This is a genomic window from Actinocrinis sp., from assembly GCF_035938995.1.
Lineage (GTDB): Bacteria > Actinomycetota > Actinomycetes > Streptomycetales > Catenulisporaceae > DASZGI01.
In genome coordinates this window covers 82,129-101,859 of the sequence record NZ_DASZGI010000100.1, presented here as the reverse complement: position 1 = coordinate 101,859, position 19,731 = coordinate 82,129, and the positions used below count along the sequence as shown (strand labels likewise).

Here is a 19,731-nt window from a genome sequence, read left to right as displayed (position 1 = left end):
ATGGACATCGACATGCGTGCCCTGCGCGATCTGGCGCAGGACAAGGACATCTCGCTCGACCGGCTTTTCGAGGCGATCGAGCAGGCGTTGCTGCTCGCCTACGAGCGCACCGAGGGCGCGCGCCCCAAGGCGCGGGTGGAGCTGGACCGCAAGACCGGCCACGTGGCCGTCTGGGCGACCGAGGTCGACGAGGAGGGTCAACCGGTCGGCCTGGAGTTCGACGACACCCCCAGCGGCTTCGGCCGGATCGCCGCGTCCACCGCGCGCCAGGTCATCGCCCAGCGGCTGCGCGAGGCGGCCGACGAGGCGGTGTTCCGCGACTTCTCCGCGCGCGAAGGCGACCTGATCACCGGAAAAGTGCAGCAGGGCGACGACCCGCGCAACGTCCTGGTCGAGATCGACTCGGGCAAGAAGGAGAGCTTCGAGGCGCTGCTGCCCGCCCCCGAGCAGGTGCCGGGGGAGCGGTACGAGCACGGTATCCGGATCAAGTGCCTGGTCGTGGGCGTGCGCCGGGGCCTGCGCGGTCCGCAGGTGACCCTGTCGCGCACCCACCCGAACCTGGTGCGCAAGCTGTTCGCGCTCGAGGTGCCGGAGGTGGCCGACGGCACCGTCGAGATCGCCGCGATCGCCCGCGAGGCCGGGCACCGCACCAAGATCGCGGTGCGTTCGACCAGGCCCGGCGTCAACGCGAAGGGCGCGTGCATCGGCCCGGTCGGGGCGCGGGTCCGCAACGTGATGAACGAGCTGCACGGCGAGAAGATCGACATCGTCGACTGGTCCGACGACCCCGAGCGCCTGGTCGCCTCGGCCCTCTCCCCGGCGAAGGTGACCCGGGTGCACATCGTGGACCCGGACGCCAAGTCGGCGCAGGTCATCGTGCCGGACTACCAGCTCTCCCTGGCGATCGGCAAGGAGGGGCAGAACGCCCGCCTGGCCGCGCGGCTGACGGGCTGGCGCATCGACATCCGGTCGGATGCCGAGCAGGAGAATGAGCGGGAGAAGCAGCCGTCCTGACGGGCCCTCCGTCTGGAGGACGGGAATCCCAGCGGCATTGAGGGCGTGCTCGAGAAGGATCGTCGGGTCGTCGCCGCTGCCTGCGGTGCGTCGGCCCGGCGCGTTAGTGGGGTCGGAGGGCGGCTGTAGCTCGGATCGCGAAGGAAGACCTCCGGCGGTCGCGAACCCCACGCGTCCGCGTGGTGTCTGGGCGATGACCAGTCCATTACGGTATCCGCCCGCGCGTCTCACCCGTCATGCGCTGCACGCGCGGGGTGATCGTAGGGGTAAGATGGACCGTGACTGGCCTGCCGACCGATGAATGCGGCGTGCCCACGCGCACCTGTGTGGGCTGTCGCGTCCGGGACGCGCAGGACCGGCTGCTGCGCGTCGTCGCGGTGGAGGGCGAGATTCTGCCCGACCCGCGCCGTCGCCGTCCGGGCCGCGGGGCTTATCTGCACCGCCGGCTCGAGTGTCTCGCCCTCGCCGAGCGCAAGCGGGCCTTCCCGCGGGCTTTCCGCCTGCCGGGTCCGTTCGCGGTCGAAGCGGTGCGCGCGCTCCTCGCATCCGAGGCGCCCGCGATCGGAGGGCGCGAAGCGGTCCGGTCCGGCAGCCCCGAATAGGGCAGGCGGGTCAGGCGTTGAGAGAAATGGTCGGCGCGCTGGTACAGCGCGCCTATAAGAGTGTTCAGAACAGCGCAGCGGAACAGCACACGGGACGCTACGACGCGGAGAGCGGGTCGAGAAACCATGAGCACGCGATGAGCACCCAGCGATGAGTACGCCCATGAAGTGACATCGACGGTCGCGCGGACAAAGACGCGGGCCGAGACAGGAGTGAAGTGGCCAAGGTCCGGGTCTATGAACTCGCCAAGGAGATGGGTGTCGAGAGCAAGGTCATCATGGCCAAGCTTCAAGACCTCGGTGAGTTCGTCCGTTCTGCGTCTTCCACGGTGGAGGCGCCGGTCGTCCGTAAGTTGAAGGATTCTTTCGAAGGCGGCGGCAAGGCCTCCGCCGGCGGAGGCTCGGCCTCCGCGACTGCGGCGCGTCCCGCCGCACCCAAGCCTGGACCGCGTCCCGGTCCGATCCCCCCGAAGGCCACGTCCGGCGCCCCGTCGGCTGCGAAGCCCGCGCCGCGTCCGGCCACCCCGGCCCCCGCGCAGACGCCGCCGGCCGCGCCCGGCTCGCGTCCGGCGCCCGCCCCGCGCCCCGCACCGGCCGCGCTGCGCCCGACCACGCCCACCTTCGAGGCCCCGGTCACCCCGTCCGCCCCCGCCGCCCCGACGCGCGGCCAGGGACAGGGACAGGGCGGACCGGCGTCCTCCGCGCCGCCCCAGGGCGGCCCGGCTTCGCAGGGCAGCGGCCCGGGCTCGCGTCCGGCGCCCGGCCCGCGCCCCGGCCCCGGTGTGCCACGCGGCGACCGAGACCGCGACCGCGCGGGCGGTGGCGCTCCGCGCTCGGGCAACTCCCCGCGTCCCGGCGCCCCGCGTCCGGCCGGCCCACGCCCGGGCAACAACCCCTTCACGTCCGGCTCGACCGGCATGCCCCGGCCCGGCGCACCGCGTCCGGCCGGCGGCGATCGCGACCGTGATCGTGACCGCGACCGGGATCGCGCGCCGCGCGGCGACGCTCCGGGCGGTCCGCGTCCCGGCATGCCCCCGCGTCCGGCCGCCCCGCGTGGCGACCGCGGTGACCGTGGCGACCGCTCCGGCGGCGCGCCCGGCGGTCCGCGTCCGAACCCCGGCATGATGCCGAACCGTCCGTCCCCCGGACCCCGTCCGGGTGCGGGCGGTGGCGGCGGTGGCCGTCCCGGCGGTGCCGGACGTCCCGGTGCTCCCGGCGGTCCGCGTCCGGCGGGCGGTCCCGGCGGCGCTCCCCGTACCGGCGGCGGCCCGCGTCCCGGTCCCGGGGCTGGCTTCGGCCCCCGCCCCGGCGGCGGTGCCGGCGGTTCCGGAGGCCCGGGCGGCGGTGGTGGCGGCGGCTTCGGCGGCCGTCCCGGTGGTGGCGGCGGAGCCGGTGGCCGTGGCGGCCGCGGTTCCGGCACCCAGGGTGCTTTCGGCCGTCCCGGCGGGCGTGGTCCCGCACGCGGGCGCAAGTCGAAGAAGCAGCGGCGCCAAGAGTTCGACAACATGCAGGCCCCGTCGATGGGCGGCGCGCTGCTGCCCCGCGGCAACGGGCAGGTCGTCCGGCTCACCCGCGGTTCGTCCCTGATGGACCTCGCGGAGAAGATCGGCGCCAACCCGGCCGCGCTGGTGCAGGCGGCGTTCTCGATCGGCGAGATGGTCACCGCGACCCAGTCGGTCAACGAGGAGATCCTGCAGCTGATCGGCACCGAGATCGGCTTCGAGATCCAGATCGTCTCGCCCGAGGAGGAGGACCGCGAACTGCTCGAGTCCTTCGACATCGACTTCGGCGAGGACGAGGGCGGCGACGAGGACCTGATGGCGCGGCCCCCGGTGGTCACCGTCATGGGCCACGTCGACCACGGTAAGACCCGGCTGCTCGACACCATCCGCAAGGCGAACGTGGTCGCGGGCGAGGCCGGCGGCATCACCCAGCACATCGGCGCCTACCAGGTCGCGGCCGAGGTCGGCGGCACCGAGCGGAAGATCACCTTCATCGACACCCCGGGCCACGAGGCGTTCACCGCCATGCGTGCCCGAGGCGCCAAGGTGACCGACATCGCGGTGCTGGTGGTCGCGGCCGACGACGGCGTGAAGCCGCAGACCATCGAGGCGCTCAACCACGCCAAGGCGGCCGAGGTGCCGATCGTGGTCGCGGTCAACAAGATCGACAAGGAGGGCGCGGACCCGGCGAAGGTGCGCGGCCAGCTCACCGAGTACGGCCTGGTCGCCGAGGAGTACGGCGGCGACACGATGTTCGTGGACATCTCCGCCCGCGAGAACATCGGCATCCAGGACCTGCTCGAGGCGATCGTGCTGACCGCGGACGCGGCGCTGGACTTGCGGGCCAACCCGCACCAGAACGCGGAGGGCGTCGCGATCGAGGCGCACCTGGACCGGGGCCGCGGCGCCGTGGCCACCGTCCTGGTGCAGCGCGGCACGCTGCGGGTCGGCGACACCATCGTGGTCGGCGACGCGCACGGCCGGGTCCGGGCCATGCTGGACGAGAACGGCAACCCGGTCGAGGAGGCCCTGCCCTCCCGTCCGGTGCAGGTGCTCGGCATGACCAGCGTCCCCGGCGCCGGCGACACCTTCCTGGTGGTCGAGGAGGACCGGGTCGCCCGGCAGATCGCCGAGCGGCGCGCCGCCCGTGACCGCAACGCGCTGCTGTCCAAGCGGCGGGTGCGCGTCTCCTTCGAGGACATCGACCGGGCCCTGAAGGCCGGGGAGATCCAGCAGCTCAACCTCATCCTCAAGGGCGACGTGTCCGGTTCGGTCGAGGCCCTGGAGGACGCGCTGCTCAAGCTCGACGTCGGCGAGGAGGTCGACCTGCGGATCATCCACCGCGGCGTCGGCGCGATCACCGAGTCGGACGTGGACCTGGCGCTGACCAGCGACACCATCATCATCGGCTTCAACGTGCGGGCCGATGTGCGGGCCAAGAAGAAGGCCGACAGCGAGGGCGTCGAGATCCGCTACTACTCGGTCATCTACCAGGCCATCGAGGAGATGGAGGCGGCGCTCAAGGGGATGCTCAAGCCGGAGTTCGAGGAGGTGCAGCTGGGCACCGCGGAGATCCGCGAGGTCTTCCGCTCCTCCAAGTTCGGCAACATCGCCGGTTCGCTGGTGCGCTCCGGGATCATCCGCCGCAACGCCAAGGCCCGGCTCATCCGGAACGGCGCGGTGGTGGCGGAGAACCTCACCATCGAGTCGCTGCGCCGGTTCAAGGACGACGCCACCGAGGTCCGCGAGGGCTTCGAGTGCGGCATCGGCCTCGGCTCGTTCAACAACATCCAGGTCGACGACGTGGTCGAGACCTACGAGATGCGGGAGAAGCCCCGCGTCTGATCCACCCCACCGGTGCCCGGGGCCGCTTCGGTTCCGGGCACCGGTGGCTCCAAGCTCATCACCTTCACCCCCTGGGCCGGGTTGGCCCCGATGCCACGAGTGTTCACCGGAACGCTGACCATCGACCTGCTCCTCGGCGACGTGCGCTCCCTCAAGGAGAAACGCGGCCTGGTCAAACCCGTGCTGGCCGAGCTCAACCGACGCGCCGCGGTGGCCGCGGCGGAGGTCGGGGCGCAGGGTCTGCACCGTCGGACGGTTTTGGGCGTCGCCGTCGTGGCGGGCTCGCACCGGCGGGTGGTGGAGCTGTTGGATGACTGTGAGGGGGCGGTGACCCGGCGGCCCGAATTCGAGGTGCTGTCCGTCCGCCGCCGTATCCATAGCGACGAAGACGACGACTGAGGGTCCGCGGGGTTTCCGCCCCCGCGGACCGGCTGCAGACAGGAGCGGGACCATGCCGAACAACACCGCGCGCGCGGCCAAGCTGGCCGATCGGATCAAGGTGGTGGTGGCCGAGACGCTCAAGACCAGGGTGAAGGACCCGAGGCTCGGATTCGTGACCATCACCGACGCCCGGATCACCGGGGACCTGCGGGAGGCCACGGTCTTCTACACGGTCTTCGGCGACGAGGCGGAGCGGATGGAGTCGGCCGCCGCCCTGGAATCGGCGAAGGGCATCCTGCGCAGCGAGGTCGGCCGGCAGACCGGGGTGAAGTTCACCCCCACCCTCGCGTTCGTCGCCGACGCCATCCCCGAGGGCGCCAAGCACATCGACGAGCTGCTTGCCCGCGCCGCCGCCGAGGACGCCCGGGTGCACGAGGTCGCGCGGGAGGCGAGGTACGCCGGGGAGGCCGATCCGTACCGGGTGCCGCGCTCCGAGGACGAAGACGACGCCGAGGACGCGGAAGCCGAGCGCGCTCAGGACGACCGCGGTGGAGACGAAAACCGCGCATGAGCCGCGGAGAGGGTGACCGGCCCGCGCCGCCGGACGGTCTGGTGATCGTGGACAAGCCGGCCGGCTGGACCTCGCACGACGTGGTCGGCCGGATGCGCAGGCTGGCCGGGACGCGGCGGGTCGGCCACGCTGGAACGCTCGACCCGATGGCCACCGGTGTGCTCGTGCTGGGCGTGGAGCGGGCCACTCGCCTGCTCGGACACCTGGCGCTGACCAGGAAGCGCTACACCGCGGTGATCCGGCTCGGGCAGGCCACGGTCACGGATGACGCCGAGGGCGAGGTCACCGCGTCCGTCCCGGCCGGGCATCTGTCCGACGCGGACATCCGCGCCGCCATCACCCCGCTGACCGGCGAGATCATGCAGGTTCCCTCGTCGGTCTCGGCGATCAAGGTCAACGGGGTGCGCTCCTACGCCCGGGTCCGCTCGGGTGACGAGGTCAAGCTCGCGGCGCGCCCGGTCACCGTCTACTCGTTCGACGTGCACGAGATCCGGCGCGCGGACGACCTCGTCGACGTCGAGGTCGCGGTGGTCTGCTCCAGCGGAACGTACATCCGGGCGCTGGCCCGTGACCTCGGCGCGGCGCTCGGCGTCGGCGGCCACCTCACCGCGCTGCGCCGCACCGAGGTCGGACCGTACGGCCTCGAGCAGGCGCACACCCTCGACGAGCTGGCAGCGGTCGTGGACGCCGGACGGCCGCTGCCGATCCTGCCCCTCGCGGACGCCGCGGCCGCGGCCTTCCCCCGCTACGACGCGAACGGCGACCAGGCCAAGGCCATCGCCCACGGCGGCTTCCTGCCCGCCGCGGGCCTGGGCCCGGGCCCGATCGCCGTATTCGGCCCCGACGGCGCGTTCCTCGCTCTCGTCGAGGAACGCGGCCCGCGGGCCAAGCCGATCGCTGTGTTCGTCTAGCGCAGTGTTTGTTGAGTGCTGTGTTCGTTTAGCCCTGCGCGCTTGGCCCCGTGTCGCGGTACGGCGCGCCCTTACTGCTGCGGCGGGTTCGTCGACCAGGGGTCGGACGGGGGCTGCATCTGTGGCGGCGTGCCGTACGGCGGCTGCTGCGGTCCCGGCGGCATCGGCTGCTGCGGGTACGGGTACTGCCCCGGCTGCGGGTAGCCGTACCCGTAAGGCTGCTGCGGCGGCTTGAAGTAGTCCGAGGACTGCTTGTTCCACAGCAGGATGATCGCCGCGAGGCCGACGAGCCAGGTCAGGATGCCCACGGCGACGCTCGCGCCGGACACCTTGACGGCGCTGCCCGCGCTGCCGGCGCTCAGGGCGAGGCCGGCCAGCAGCGACAGTGTCTCAAGACCGAAGAAGACGCTGCTGGTGATCCGCGCGTAGTTCTTTCCGGCCCGGTTCGCGAACGCCATCCAGAGCCACAGCCCGACCCCGATGACCGCCCCGCCGATCGCCGCCCCGACGGCGACGTTCACCGCCGAGTCGACCTGGGTGGTGGTGAACCCGGGGTTCTTCGACTCGACCTGCGAGCGGATCGTCGACTTCTCGGCGAGCGAGATGATCGCGCCGACGACCGCGAGCACCGCGCCCGAGATCATCAGGTAGAAGGCGTTCTGCACGGTGGACGGGATCGGCGGCTTCGCCGAGACCGGCATTTGGCCGCCGCCCGGATACTGGGGGTAGCTCGGATACTGTCCCGGCTGTTGGTAGGTCATTGCTCGCGTCCCCTCCGTTGGATTGTGAGCCGACCGCACATCGTAGAGCTCCATCCTCCCTCAGGACAGGGGCGGTAGTGAGGGAGCGTGCCGGAGAATCTGGCAAGGTTGGTGTGTCGGGTCGCCGAGACGACAGGAGTTCACGGTCTATGGAGCGCTGGCACGGCTTGGCCGAGGTGCCTACGGGATGGGGCGCGCCGGGCGGCTGCGTAGTGACGATCGGCTTCTTCGACGGAGTCCACCAGGGTCACCGCCGCGTGGTGCGGCGGGCGGTCGAACTGGCGCGCGAGCGCGGCGCGGCGGCCGTCGCCGTCACGTTCGATCCGCATCCCACCGAAGTGATCCGGCCGGGTACCCATCCGCCGCTGCTGTCCACGCCGGACCACCGTGCGGACCTGCTCGAATCCGTCGGTGTCGATGCGGTGCTCGTGCTGCCCTTCACCCTCGAGCTGTCGAAGCTCAGCCCGGAGGAGTTCGTCAAGCAGGTCCTGGTGGACCGGCTGCATACGGTCGGGGTCGTGGTGGGGGAGAACTTCCGCTTCGGCCACCGCGCCTCCGGCTCCGTGGCGGACCTGATCGAGCTGGGCGCCCGCTACGGTTTCACCACCGAAGGGCTGCCGCTCGCGGCGCCGGAGGACGGCGCGCAGCCGCGCTTCTCCTCCACGGACGTGCGCAGGATGGTGCTCGACGGGGATGTCGAGGCCGCCGCGCGTTGCCTCGGGCGGCCGCACCGGGTCGAGGGCACGGTCGTGCACGGCGCACAGCGGGGCCGGGAAATGGGCTTCCCGACCGCGAACGTGGAGACGCCGCCGCACACCGCGATCCCAGCGGACGGTGTGTACGCCGGCTGGCTGGTGGTCGGCGGCCGGCCGCTGCCGGCGGCGATCTCCGTCGGCACCAACCCGACGTTCGACGGGACGCAGCGCACGGTCGAGGCCTACGCGATCGGCCGCACGGATCTCGAGCTCTACGGCGAGCACGTCGCAGTGGACTTCCTCGCGCGCATCCGCGGACAGGAGAAGTTCGACTCGATGGAGTCGCTCGTCAAGCGGATGAACCAGGACGTCGAGGAGGCGCAGGCGCTGCTCGAGAATACGGCTGGATAGCAACCGCCCGGTTCGGTACTGTGTGCGCTCGCATCCCCTTGCCCGGGGGTGACATCGAGGGCGTATTCGGGGGGCCGGATCAGTGACCGTATCCACCGTTTTGGCACGGCCCGTCGACGACGACGCACTGCTCGCCACGACGGAAACCTGGTTCGTGCGGCGCGGACTTCCGTACTTCATCGAGGACTACAAAGCTACCGACGACGTATTCACCCGGGCGCTGCCGCTGCTCGTGATCGCCTTCGTCGTCAACCTGATGGTCATGCTCTCGCTGCGCCTCACCCCGCTGGAGCGGGTCGGCGGCGCCGCGCTCGGGGTCGCCCTGCTGCTGATCACCTACGTGCTGCGCAACCTGGTGGCCAGGCGCCCGGCGTTCGGCAAGCCCCGGCGGATCGGCTGGGTCGAGCTGACCGCGTTCGTGGCGATACCGCCGATCGTGGACGCCGTGGTGCGCAAGGGCTGGCGGGTGACCGGACTGTCCAGCTGGCGGATCACCGGGATCGATCTCGCGGTCAACCTGGGGATCGTGCTCGGCATCTACCTCGTCGCCTCCGCCGTGCTCCCGCTCTGCCGCTGGGCGGTCAAGCGCACCTTTCTGGAGCTCGGCGAGGTGTTCGACCTGGCCGCGCGGGCGCTGCCGCTGCTGTTCCTGTTCAACTCGTTCCTCTTCATCAGCAAGGACGTGTGGGAGTTCGCCGGCGAGATGAGCCGGCACCGCCTGTGGGGCGTGGTCGGCCTGTTCGCGATCTTCACCGTGCTGTTCCTCGTCTACCGGCTGCCCGCCGAGGTGCGCCGGGTCGCCGCGCACGACGACCGCGTGACGATCGCCCAGGCCTGCACGCGCACCCCGATGGAGGGGGTCGCCGACCGGGTGGTGCTGCACGACGGTGCGCTGCGGCTCAGCCGCGCCCAGCGCGTCAATGTGCTGATGGTGCTGTTCGTCGGGCAGATGCTGCAGGTGCTGCTGCTCGCGGTGCTGGTGTTCCTGTTCTTCGTCGGGTTCGGCTGGGTCACCATGCCCGGCCAGCGGATCCAGGAGTGGACCGGCAGCCGCGACAACGCGACCGTGTTCGGGCACGAACTGAGCTACTACCTCGGCTTCAACCTCGACAACAAGCTGCTTCAGGTCTCGATCTTCCTGGCCGCGGTCTCCGCGTTCTTCTTCGCCGTCTCGTCGATGACCGACGACGCCTACAAGGAGCAGTTCTACGCGAAGATGAACGCGGAGCTGGAGACCGCGATCCAGGTGCGCCGGGTCTACCTGGCCCTGTACCAGGGGCGCCATCAGGACGACATCGACCTGTCCGACACCCACTACCGGCTGCGCATCCCGGTGTTCGGGCACGAATCCGACCGGGACGAGGAGCGGCGCCCGCCGCGTCCGGACGCCGGCCGTCCGGCGCACGGCCGCCGCTGGTTCGAGGAGTCCAGCCACGCCCTCGGGCTGGCCGGCGCCGAACCTCCGCCGCCGCGCTCAGGCCAGCGCGAGGAAGCGGTCCAGCACCCGGCAGCCGAAGTCGAGGGCTGAGATCGGGACCCGCTCGTCCACCCCGTGGAACATGGCCGCGAAATCCAGGTCCGGGGTGAGCCGCAGCGGCACGAAACCGTAGCCGCGCATGCCGCCCTTCCCGGACACGTCGAGGGAGGCGAAGGTCTTGTTGTCGGTGCCCGCCGACAGGCAGTACGGCACGGTGCGCGCGGCCGGGTCCTCGGCGCGCAGGCTGGCCAGCATCGCCTCGACGATCGGGGCGTCGAACGGCGCCTCGACGGAGCGGTCGAGGTGGATGTTCTCCCGGATGATCCCGGGGCCGGCCAGCTCGTCGATCGCGGCCAGGAACTCCGCCTCGCCGCCGGGCAGGAACCGGCCGTCGACCACCGCGGCGGCCCGCTCCGGGATCACGTTGGACTTGTATCCGGCCTCGAGCATCGTCGGGTTGGCGGTGTGCCGCAGGGTCGCGCCGATGAAGCGGGCCAGCGGGCCGAGCCGGTCCACCGCCGCCTGTGGGTCCGCCGGGTCGAACGGCACCCCGAGCGCGTCGCAGACCTCGGCGAGGAAGTCGCGGACGGTCGGGATCAGCGTGGTCGGGAACCGATGCGTCCCGATCCTGGCGACCGCGGCGGCCAGCGCGGTGACCGCGTTCTCGTCGTTCATCATCGAGCCGTGCCCGGCTCGCCCGCGCGCGGTCAGGCGCATCCAGGCCAGGCCCTTCTGCGCGGTCTCGATCAGGTAGAGGCGCAGCTCCGGGGAGACCTCGTAGGAGTAGCCGCCGACCTCGCTGATCGCCTCGGTGCAGCCCTCGAACAGGTCCGGATGCTTCGCGGCCAGGAACTTCGCCCCCTGGCTCCCGCCGGCCTCCTCGTCGGCCAGGAAGGCGAGCACCAGATCCCGGCGCGGACGGCAGCCCTCGCGGGCCATCCGGCGCACCACGGCGAGCGTCATGGCGTCCATGTTCTTCATGTCGACCGTGCCGCGGCCCCAGACCAGACCGTCCCTGACCTCTCCGGCGAACGGGTGCACGGACCAGTCGGCCGGTTCGGCCGGGACCACGTCGAGGTGGCCGTGCAGCAGCAACGCGTCGGCGGACGGGTCGGAGCCCTCGAACCGGGCGACCACCGAGGCCCGGCCGGGTTCGGACTCGAAGACGCGCGGGCTGAGACCCGCTTCGGCCAGCCGTTCGGCCACGTACTCGGCCGCCGGACGCTCCGGTTTGACCGGGTTCGAGGTGTCGATCCGGATGAGGTCGGTCAGCAGCCCGACCACCTCGCCGTATTCAGCTTCGTCCGGGTGCGTCTGCATACGGTCCACCGTAGCCGAACAGATCATGCCCTTCGAAGGTGAATAGGGTTGTGGACGGCTGGAGAAGTCAGTGCGCGCGGTCCGCGAAGGCGTCCGCCACGTGCGCGGCGAGCTCCAGGTAGGCATCGGCGGTGGCCGGGCGCAGCATGTCCAGCTCTATCTCCGCGCCGGTGCCGAGGTGCGGGTCGAAGGGGACCGGCACGACCGCGCGGCAGCGGGCGGCGAAGTGGGTGATCAGCTGGTTCAGGTCGAACTCCTTGGCCGACGGGCGCACCCCGGAGATGACCGTGATCGAGCGGGCGACCAGATCCTGGTAGCCCTGCGCGGTCAGCCAGTCGAGGGTGGTCGAGGCCGAGTTGCCGCCGTCCACGCTGGGGGTGGAGACCACGATGAGCTGGTCCGCCATCTGCAGCACGCCGCGCATGGCCGAGTAGAGCAGGCCGGTGCCCGAGTCGGTGAGGATGATCGAGTACTGGCGCTGGAGTGCTTCGATGATCCGCCGGTAGTCCTCGTCGTTGAACGTGGTGGACACGGCCGGGTCGACGTCGTTGGCCAGGATCTCCAGTCGGCTGCGGGCCTGCGAGGTGAACCGGCGCATGTCCACGTAGCTCTGGATCGCCGGCAGGGCCTGAAGCATGTCGCGGATGGTGGCGCCGGTCTCGCGGGGCACCCGGCGGCCGAGGGTACCGGCGTCGGGGTTGGCGTCGACGGCGATGACCCGGTCGCCCCGGTTCCACGAGAGCGTGGCGCCGAGCGCCGTGGTGGTCGTGGTCTTGCCGACGCCGCCCTTCAGTGAGATGACCGCGAGCCGATAGCAGCCGCGCAGCGGCGTGCGTACGCGCTCGAGCAGCTCGAGGCGGCGCTGCTCGGCCTTGCCCGGGGCGGGCTTGAGCAGGCCTCCGGAGGCGTGCCGGACGGTCTTGCGCCAGCCGGTGCGGGCGATCGGCTCGGCCTTGCGCACCAGCCGGTCGGACGTGAGGTCCTGCGCGGCTTGGAAACCGAGCGGCGTCGCGGGACCCGTCATGCCGGGCGGATTCGGCGCGTACGGGTTCGCGGGCGGGTAACCCGGACGCGGCGCGTAAGGGTTCGGCGCGGGCGCGCCGGACTGGGGGCCGTACTGCGGGGCGCCGGGCTGGTTCTGGCCGGGCTGATTTGGATTGGGCTGACCGGGCTGGTTCGGACCAGGTTGGCTGGGCGGGTGCTGCAGGTAGCCCTGAGGGGGGTTCGGCGGTACGGCGCCGGGCTGACCCGGGCGGGTGTACTGAGGCGCCGGTGCAGGTTGGCCAGGCTGCGGTGCCCGCGGCTGGGGCGGTGGCTGGAACTGCTGCGGCGTGGGCGGTACGGGCGTAGGACCCTGCGGCGTGGGCGGTGGTGCCCACGCGCCGTATGGGGAAAGCGCAGGCGGCCCCGGCTGCGCGCTCGGCGCACCGTTTTCGGGCACCCGCGGCATCATCTGGGTCGGCGGCGGGACGTTGATCGGGGCAGGCCTGACCGGCTCCGGCAGATTCACGGGCCCGGCCGTGGGAGGCGGCAACGCGGGCACGCCGGGGGGTGGGGGCGGCGGCAGTGGTGTCGGAGGTGCCGAGGCTGAGGGTAGTGCTGGCGGCGGCGTGCCCGGAGCTGCCGCCTGGCCAGGCGGATGCGGCTGGGTAGCCACGGGACCGCCTGCCGAGCCGTTGACCGTCGGAGCCACCGGCGGCGGGGGAGGAGGCGGCGGTGTGGTCGGCGTGGCTGAGGACGGGCCTGGTGGTGGCGTCGGCGGCATAGCCGGGGACGGACCTGACGGCGCTACTTGCCACGCGTTCGGCGCTGGCGGAGCGACATTCCAAGAGCCGGACCGCTCCATCTGGGGCTGCGATGGCGGCTGCGCCGACTGGGGCGGCGCCGGGGGTGGGGGTGTCTGGCCAGACACGCCGAGCTGGCCGAAGTGCGGACCGGGGGCGTCACGCTCTGCTTCGCCAGGTCCAGGGGCGGGCCGCCCGATCGGCGGCGGTGGCACGAGCGGCGCGCCTGCGGGTGGCGGAGGCGTAAGCGGTGCGCCGGAAGGCGGTGGCGGGGCAAACGGTGCGCCGGAAGGCGGTGGAGGCGCCAAGGGCTGACCTGTCTGCTGAGCTGCGGGTGATGCCTGCGCAGGTGAAGGCGGTGGCAGCAGGGGTGGTGGCGGGGGCGGGGGCACCGTGGGCTGAGGCTGCACCGGCCGGCCGGGAAGCTGAACGAACGGCGGCCCCGACTGCGCAGGGGGTGCCGGAGGCGGTGCAGACGGAGGTGTGACCGGCGGGGCCAGCGGTGCCGGCTGAACCGTGGATGGCGGCTGCCCATGCTGAACCGACGACACCGACTGAGGCGGTTGCTCCGAGGACGTCGATTCGCCGTACTGGGCTCCGGACGTCGGCTGCGGCGGCTGTCCCTGGGACGCGGCCTGGGCCGATTGATCCGGCTGCGGCGGCGGCTCCTCGTGATCTGCGGGCGCGCTGGAGCTCCCGGGCTGGTTGTACCAAGCCGGGGCCGCGTAAACCGGTCCGGTCCAGTCCTCTTCCTCGGAACCGTCGCCGAAGCCGTGCTCGCCGCTCACTCCGCTACCCTCCACGTGCGCCTAACGGCCAACACTGTAGTCAGGCCGACCCCCGTCATGGAATGCGCACTTGATCCGGGATCTTCCGCGCCCCCGGAACTCAGTCCATCCGGCGGGGTGTTCCGAGCAGTCCCACTTCGAGCTGCGTCGGTGTTCCGTACACGTACTGGCGGCCGTGCCGCGCGCACCACAAGGTGACCTCGTCGGGCAGCTCCGGCAACGTCTGCACGTCCTCGGGACTAAGTCGTACCACCCGTGACACGAGCTGCGCTTCCTGCGGTGAAACCCGCTGCAGCGCCACCAGGTCCGTGCCGACCAGCTGCCCCGCGTACCCCGGGTCGAGGAACGGCAGCAGCGTCAACGTCGTCTGCCACGGGGTCTTCGGCGCGGCCAGCCGCGGCGGCCGTGCCCCGCAGTCGCGGATCAACAGCACCGGCGACACCGCGGTCGCCCCCAGCGGACCCACGCGCCGCACCGGGACCAGCCGGATCACCTCGAGGCCGCCGCTCGCGTTCTGCGCCAGCGACGTCCACAGCTCCGGCCGCGCCGTCTCGATCACCACGCGCGCCCCAGTCGCGACCGCTCGCAGTGCGATCAGCTGCGCCAGATACGAGCCGGCCACCAGCGCGCCGTCGACCGGGCGCGGCCGGAACAGACCCAGCACCGCGGGCCGCCGCTGCTGATCCGTGCCGATGACCACACCGTCGTCGCCGACCGGAAAGGCGAGGGCGTCCAGTTCAGCGGCCTCCAGCAGGTGCCGCTCGTGGCGCGGGCCGCGCACCGGCAGCAGGCGGACCTCCTCGTGCCGGGCCGGGCGCGCCGCGCCGACCACCCGCGGCTGCGCGTCCTCGTACCCGCCCCCCGCCGGGGCTTGGGCGTGCGGGGGCTGCGGCGCGACCGTCCGCGCGTAACCCCCCGAGCCGGTGCCGCTCATGCCTCGCCTCCCAGCGGAATCGTCGCGATCAGACCCGGCAGCTGCTCGCCGTCGAGCCGGCTGAGTCCGGCTCCGGCCTTTGCCGCCCGCTGCTCCAGCGTCTTGGCCGCCTCGACCAACTGCGCCTCGGAGCGCGCGGCGACCCGTACGTGCATGCTGAAGCCGACTGAGCCGCCGGTGCCGCGGGTGGCTGTGACCGCGAGCGCGGTGGCCAGGGTCGGCACGCTCGTCATCGCGGCGACGAGGTTCGGCGTCGTGTCGGCGCCCAGCTCGGGGAGCTTGTCCACCCAGTACGAGGTGTGCCAGCGGTCGTCGCACCGCCACGTCCGCCGCGATTCCTCGGTCCTCCGCACCGCGCCCGCCACCCTCGGCGCCGCGCCGACCGAGCACGCCGTCCCGAGCGCGGTGATCAGCTCGGGTTCGCTGAGCAGCGTCGCGTCGAAGCCCGCGCCCTCCAGGTCGCTCGCCACCCGCTGAACCGCCGTGAGCAGCGTGCGCTGCGCGCCGATGGCTCCTCCGCCGCGCGCCTCGATGGCCCCCGCGGCCTCCTGCGGGTCCAAGCGCACCGCGATCCACGTGGTGCGCTGCGCCGGGACGTCTTCGGCAACGGTCTGGTACGAGCGCACAGCCAGCGCGTGCGGCGGCAAGTAGGGCGCCGGGGCGGGCTGGGTGTGCGTGACGATTTGAATGCAAGATGCCTCGAGCCGGTCGTCGGATAGCACGCCCGCCACCACGCCGAGCGGCAGCGGCTGCGCGGTGCGCGGTGCACGCAGCGGCTCGGTGCGTGCCGCGACTCGCACCACGGCTGTCAGGAACGTGCCGTCGCCGATCATCCCGACCGGGTCGCCGTTACGGGTGCTGACGCTGGCCGTGCGCAGAGCCGGGAAGGTCTCGCGCAGCGGGGCGATCGCCGCCTCCCCACCGGCGTCCACGCCGCGCCGGGCCCGACGCTCGCGGAACTCGCCGCGCACCAGCGACGACTGGCCGAACGAGCGGCCGCCGCCGGCCAGCGCCCCGACGACGCACAGCGCCGCGATCGGGGCCGTGACGGCGATCCACACCGTGTGCTTGGTGAGCAGCGGGGCGAGGATCAGCGCGGCCGCCGCCTCGAGCAGCACCACCCGCACCACCTGGATCCGGCCGATCCGGCCGGGCCGCGGCTGGAACCCCGCGTCCGCGCGCACGGGACCGCCGCCCTGCGGCGCGGGCCGCGCACCGGCCCCCGCCTGCGCGCGCGTCCCACCCCGTCTCGACCGGTTCCGCCCCGGCCCGTCCTGGCCGGGCGTCCGAGTAGTCGTCGCCGCGTTCGCCATCGCCCCTCGCGCCTGCCCATATTGAGTCGGCCGGGATCAACCGGCCGGGACGACCCCGGCCTGAAGACGCCCCCGTGGCCGCCGCACCCGTGGATACGCTGCTACGTGAACTGCCACCGAACCTACCTGACCGGCGGTTCCTTCGATACCGTACTTCCCCGGCGGCGACGAACTCCATCAGCCGCCGGGAGCCGCCGGACCAGAGCGTGAAGCGGTCCGGTCGAACAGGGTACCGTGTGGTCCGCCGTACCCTGTGATACACAGCGGTGGTACGCAGCGGGGCCGAACCCACCGCGCACGGACGGTATGAAAACGGCAGTAACGGCACCAGCCGTCATCATGGGGGCGAGGGCAGAGCAGTGGCGACGCGGAAAGACCAACTCGACGCGTTCGTGTTCGCGCGGCGCAGGATGGTGTCGAACCTGGTGGCCCCCTCGCCCACCGGAAGCGACGAAGCCGCTCCCCGCCCGGTCAAGACCTTCTTCACCTCGGCGATCCTCAGCGCCATCGCGGTCGCCGCCGTCGTCGTGCTGGGCGTGTTCAAGCCGTCGGCGCCGAGCGGCTGGCAGAACGGCCTCGCGGTCGACAGCACCTCGGGCGCCTCGTACATCTACTCGGCCCAGGACAAAGAACTGCATCCGGTGGTGAACATCACCTCCGCGAAGCTCATCCTGGGCGGCAACTTCAAGAAGTACGACGTGCCGGACAACGTCATCCACGGCACGTCGGAGACGATCGGCGCGCCCTTCGGCATCCTCGCGGCGCCGCCGGACGTGCCGACGGCCTCGAACGTCGACCTGACGCAGTGGTCGCTGTGCGTGCAGGCGAAGAACCCTGCCGACCCGACGCAGGCCGGCGGGCGCACGGTGCTCGAGATCGGATACGGCGCCGGCGGGGACTCGTTGGTCTCGGGCGTCAGCGGGTTCGTCGTGCACGATTCGCAGAACGGGAACTATCTGATCGTCGGCGACTACGAATATCCCGTCGTCTCGGACAACGGACCTCTCAACGCGCTGACGGGCACGCCGGTGAGCCCCGGCGCGCCGCAGGGCCCGTGGGTGTCGTCGACGTGGCTCAGCGCCTTCCAGCCGGGCACCCGGATCACCTTCCCCACGGTCGCAGGGCTCGGCGATCCGCTGCCGGCGAGCCTGCAGAACCAGCCGGGCGCCCGGGTCGGCGACTATGGCCAGGTGACCGACGCGAACGGGGTGCAGTCCAACTACATCGAGACCGAGAACGGCCTGGTCTCGGTGAGCCCGCTGGTCTACAAGCTCTATACCTTCGGTCCGCAGTTGGCGCTGCACGGGATCAAGCAGATGTCGATCAGTCCGTCGCAGGCCAGCCTGGCCGGTTCGAAGGACGAGGTGGCCGCCCCGAGCGACCTGATCGGCGCGGGCCCGGACTGGCCGCAGAAGACGGTCCTGCCGATCGACTACGACGGTAAGCAGCCGAACGTCAGCGTGTTCTGCGCCGGGTTCACCGGTGGCAAGTTCGACACCTCGGGCAACCCCTCCCTCTCCCTCTACTACGGCTCGGACCTGCCGCACCCGCTCGCGTCCGGCGCCGGTCTCGCGCAGTCAGGCGGCGCGTTGGCGGGCGGCTCGCTGGCCGACGTGGTCTACGTCAAGCCCGGCCACGCCATCCTCGCGAGAGCGGTGTCGGGTGGACAGAGCGCTGACTCCGGCGCGGTCTATCTGGTGCCTGACACGGGGACGAGCTACCCGCTGGCCGGCGAGGAGCAGATCACCGGCGCGGACGGCAAGCAGACGAAGACCTCTGCTGCCGGGCAGCTCCAGTACACGAACGTCGCAGTGCAAGCGGTGCCGCAGAGCTGGGTCCAGCTGATCCAGACCGGGCCGGTGCTCGACCCGATCAAGGCAGGCGAGACGCCGCAGCTGCCGGGGCAGTGAGTGAGCTGTACGCGGTGTTGAATTCGGGCACGGTGTTGAATTCGAACACAGTGCGCGGAGGAACGGGGAAGGGAGGCGACACGATGACGGTGACAGGTTCGCGGAAGGTCGCAGGCTTGCGGTCAGGCGCGCTAATCACCGCGGCGCTCGCGGTCGCCGCCCTCACCGTGCAATTCTCCGGCGGCGTATTCGGCCCCTTCGGCACTCCTCACCACGGCCCGGCTGGCGGCGGCACCCGGCTCGCCGACTCCTCGTCCTGCACGACCTCGAACACGAGCATCACGGCGGCGTCGGACCAGACCGCGACACCATGGGAGATCGCGAATGCCGGCGGCGCGCAGCTCGTCTCCGGTCCGCAGGCAGCGACCGGGGCCGGGATCAGCGTCGCCGTCATCGACACGGGAGCGAACGCGGCCGATCCGCAACTGGCCGGCGCGATCACCGGCGGTCAGGACTTCTCCGGCAGCGGGGGCAACTACCGGACCGACTCGGACGGCCACGGCACGATGGTCGCCTCGATAATCGCGGCGCGCCCGGCGCCGGGCAACGGAATGACGGGCGTCGCGCCGGGTGCCAAACTCCTGATCTACCGGGAGGCCGGCTGCAACGTCCCGGCCGGCAACGACGAGGACACCCTGGCGAGCGCGGTCAAGACGGCGGTGAACGCGGGCGCGCGGGTCATCAACGTCTCCCAGGACGGCTGCACGCCCAACGCGAACCTCCAGGCCGCAGTCCTCTACGCGTATCAGCACGGCGCGTTGGTCGTCACCTCGGCCGGGAACTACGGCGATTCCGAGGACACCGACCCGGCGACGAACTCGTCGTGCGGAATCGACCCGGTCATGTACCCCGCCGCCTATGCCCCGTACGTGCTCTCGGTCGGTGCGGCCGACCAGGACGGAAACGTGCCGAGCTGGTCCGAGACCGGATCCTACGTCGGCGTCGCCGCACCCGGCGTGGGCGTCGGCGCGTTGTTCCCGGACGGCCGCATCATGGTCGACTCGGGCACGAGCTTCGCCGCCCCGTACGTGTCCGGACTCGCCGCGCTGCTGCTCCAGAAGCACCCGCGGTGGACCCCGGCGACGCTCATGAAAGTGCTCGAATCCACCGCGTCCGGCCACGGGTCCTGGACCAAGTCGGCCGGCTGGGGCGAGGTCAACGTGCTGGACGCGCTCAAGGCCGATCCGACGCATCTGATCGGGCTTTTCGGAGCCGGCCCGGGCGCGGACGGCCCGGCCTCCGCGGCGCCGCGGCTGTCCGGTGCGGCGATGGCGCCCGTCGTCGCGGCGCCGCCCTCCCCGAGCGTGGTCAACCAGCGCAAGGGCGCTTACATCGCGCTCGCCGGTTCGCTGCTCTTCGTGATCGTCGCGCTCGCCGGGACCCTCGTGGCGCGCGACGCCCGCCGCCGTCGGCAGCAGTTCCCCGCCTGATCGATCGGCAAGACGGCCAGACGGCGGCGTCCCCGCAGCCGTACAGCGCGGCCGCGGGGACGCAGGGAACCGGCGTCACGAG

Annotated in this window: 15 protein-coding genes; 10 read left to right on the top strand and 5 right to left on the bottom strand. The window is 72.0% G+C overall.

All coding sequences use genetic code 11. The features are described from left to right. The 6 genes from nusA (at position 1) to truB (ending at position 6,826) form a co-directional block, all read left to right on the top strand. A complete protein-coding gene (gene nusA / locus VGZ32_RS06670) occupies positions 1 to 1,014 on the top strand; it encodes a transcription termination factor NusA (protein ID WP_326884961.1) in 1,014 nt (337 codons plus the stop codon). Positions 1,015 to 1,322: 308 nt separating this feature from the next. After that, positions 1,323 to 1,616: a YlxR family protein gene (locus VGZ32_RS06665; protein WP_326884960.1), complete on the top strand. Its 294-nt coding sequence runs from the start codon at positions 1,323 to 1,325 to the stop codon at positions 1,614 to 1,616. 218 nt (positions 1,617 to 1,834) lie between these two features. Further along, entirely contained in the window at positions 1,835 to 4,963 is a 3,129-nt protein-coding gene (infB, locus tag VGZ32_RS28620) for a translation initiation factor IF-2 (RefSeq protein ID WP_349263513.1), read from the top strand. 99 nt (positions 4,964 to 5,062) lie between these two features. Continuing rightward, entirely contained in the window at positions 5,063 to 5,362 is a 300-nt protein-coding gene (locus VGZ32_RS06650; protein ID WP_349263519.1) for a DUF503 domain-containing protein, read from the top strand. Positions 5,363 to 5,414: 52 nt separating this feature from the next. Beyond that, on the top strand, positions 5,415 to 5,915 hold the full coding sequence (gene rbfA, locus VGZ32_RS06645) for a 30S ribosome-binding factor RbfA (RefSeq protein WP_326884958.1): 501 nt from the start codon (positions 5,415 to 5,417) through the stop codon (positions 5,913 to 5,915). After that, positions 5,912 to 6,826 carry a tRNA pseudouridine(55) synthase TruB gene (gene truB / locus VGZ32_RS06640; protein ID WP_326884957.1) on the top strand — a complete coding sequence of 305 codons (915 nt, stop codon included), beginning with the start codon at positions 5,912 to 5,914 and terminating at the stop codon, positions 6,824 to 6,826. The genes rbfA and truB overlap by 4 nt, the downstream gene beginning before the upstream one ends. A gap of 71 nt (positions 6,827 to 6,897) precedes the next feature. Here truB and VGZ32_RS06635 read toward each other — a convergent pair whose 3' ends face one another. Then, positions 6,898 to 7,587 (bottom strand): hypothetical protein, encoded by a 690-nt coding sequence (locus tag VGZ32_RS06635; protein ID WP_326884956.1) that lies wholly within the window; start codon positions 7,585 to 7,587, stop codon positions 6,898 to 6,900. A 149-nt stretch (positions 7,588 to 7,736) separates the two neighbouring features. Between VGZ32_RS06635 and VGZ32_RS06630 the strand changes: the two genes are divergently transcribed. Next, positions 7,737 to 8,693 carry a bifunctional riboflavin kinase/FAD synthetase gene (locus VGZ32_RS06630; protein WP_326884955.1) on the top strand — a complete coding sequence of 319 codons (957 nt, stop codon included), beginning with the start codon at positions 7,737 to 7,739 and terminating at the stop codon, positions 8,691 to 8,693. 82 nt (positions 8,694 to 8,775) lie between these two features. Further along, positions 8,776 to 10,221, top strand: coding sequence for a hypothetical protein (locus tag VGZ32_RS06625; protein WP_326884954.1), 1,446 nt, complete (start codon positions 8,776 to 8,778; stop codon positions 10,219 to 10,221). Here the strand turns inward: VGZ32_RS06625 and VGZ32_RS06620 are convergent. The 4 genes from VGZ32_RS06620 to eccE all read right to left on the bottom strand — a co-directional run bounded on the left by VGZ32_RS06620 (position 10,168) and on the right by eccE (position 16,180). Continuing rightward, complete coding sequence (locus tag VGZ32_RS06620; protein WP_326884953.1) at positions 10,168 to 11,490, bottom strand: M20/M25/M40 family metallo-hydrolase; 1,323 nt, start codon at positions 11,488 to 11,490, stop codon at positions 10,168 to 10,170. The two genes, VGZ32_RS06625 and VGZ32_RS06620, sit on opposite strands and share 54 nt — an antisense overlap. 67 nt (positions 11,491 to 11,557) lie before the next feature. Next, positions 11,558 to 12,514, bottom strand: coding sequence for a MinD/ParA family protein (locus tag VGZ32_RS06615; protein WP_326884952.1), 957 nt, complete (start codon positions 12,512 to 12,514; stop codon positions 11,558 to 11,560). A 1,648-nt stretch (positions 12,515 to 14,162) separates the two neighbouring features. Then, complete coding sequence (locus tag VGZ32_RS06610) at positions 14,163 to 14,996, bottom strand: hypothetical protein (RefSeq protein WP_326884951.1); 834 nt, start codon at positions 14,994 to 14,996, stop codon at positions 14,163 to 14,165. Continuing rightward, on the bottom strand, positions 14,993 to 16,180 hold the full coding sequence (gene eccE, locus VGZ32_RS06605) for a type VII secretion protein EccE (RefSeq protein WP_326884950.1): 1,188 nt from the start codon (positions 16,178 to 16,180) through the stop codon (positions 14,993 to 14,995). The genes VGZ32_RS06610 and eccE overlap by 4 nt, the downstream gene beginning before the upstream one ends. A 488-nt stretch (positions 16,181 to 16,668) precedes the next feature. Between eccE and eccB the strand changes: the two genes are divergently transcribed. Continuing rightward, positions 16,669 to 18,219, top strand: a complete 1,551-nt coding sequence (gene eccB, locus VGZ32_RS06600) for a type VII secretion protein EccB (protein WP_326884949.1) — start codon at positions 16,669 to 16,671, stop codon at positions 18,217 to 18,219. 83 nt (positions 18,220 to 18,302) lie between these two features. Further along, positions 18,303 to 19,649 (top strand): S8 family serine peptidase, encoded by a 1,347-nt coding sequence (locus VGZ32_RS06595; RefSeq protein WP_326884948.1) that lies wholly within the window; start codon positions 18,303 to 18,305, stop codon positions 19,647 to 19,649. Positions 19,650 to 19,731 lie beyond the last annotated feature (82 nt).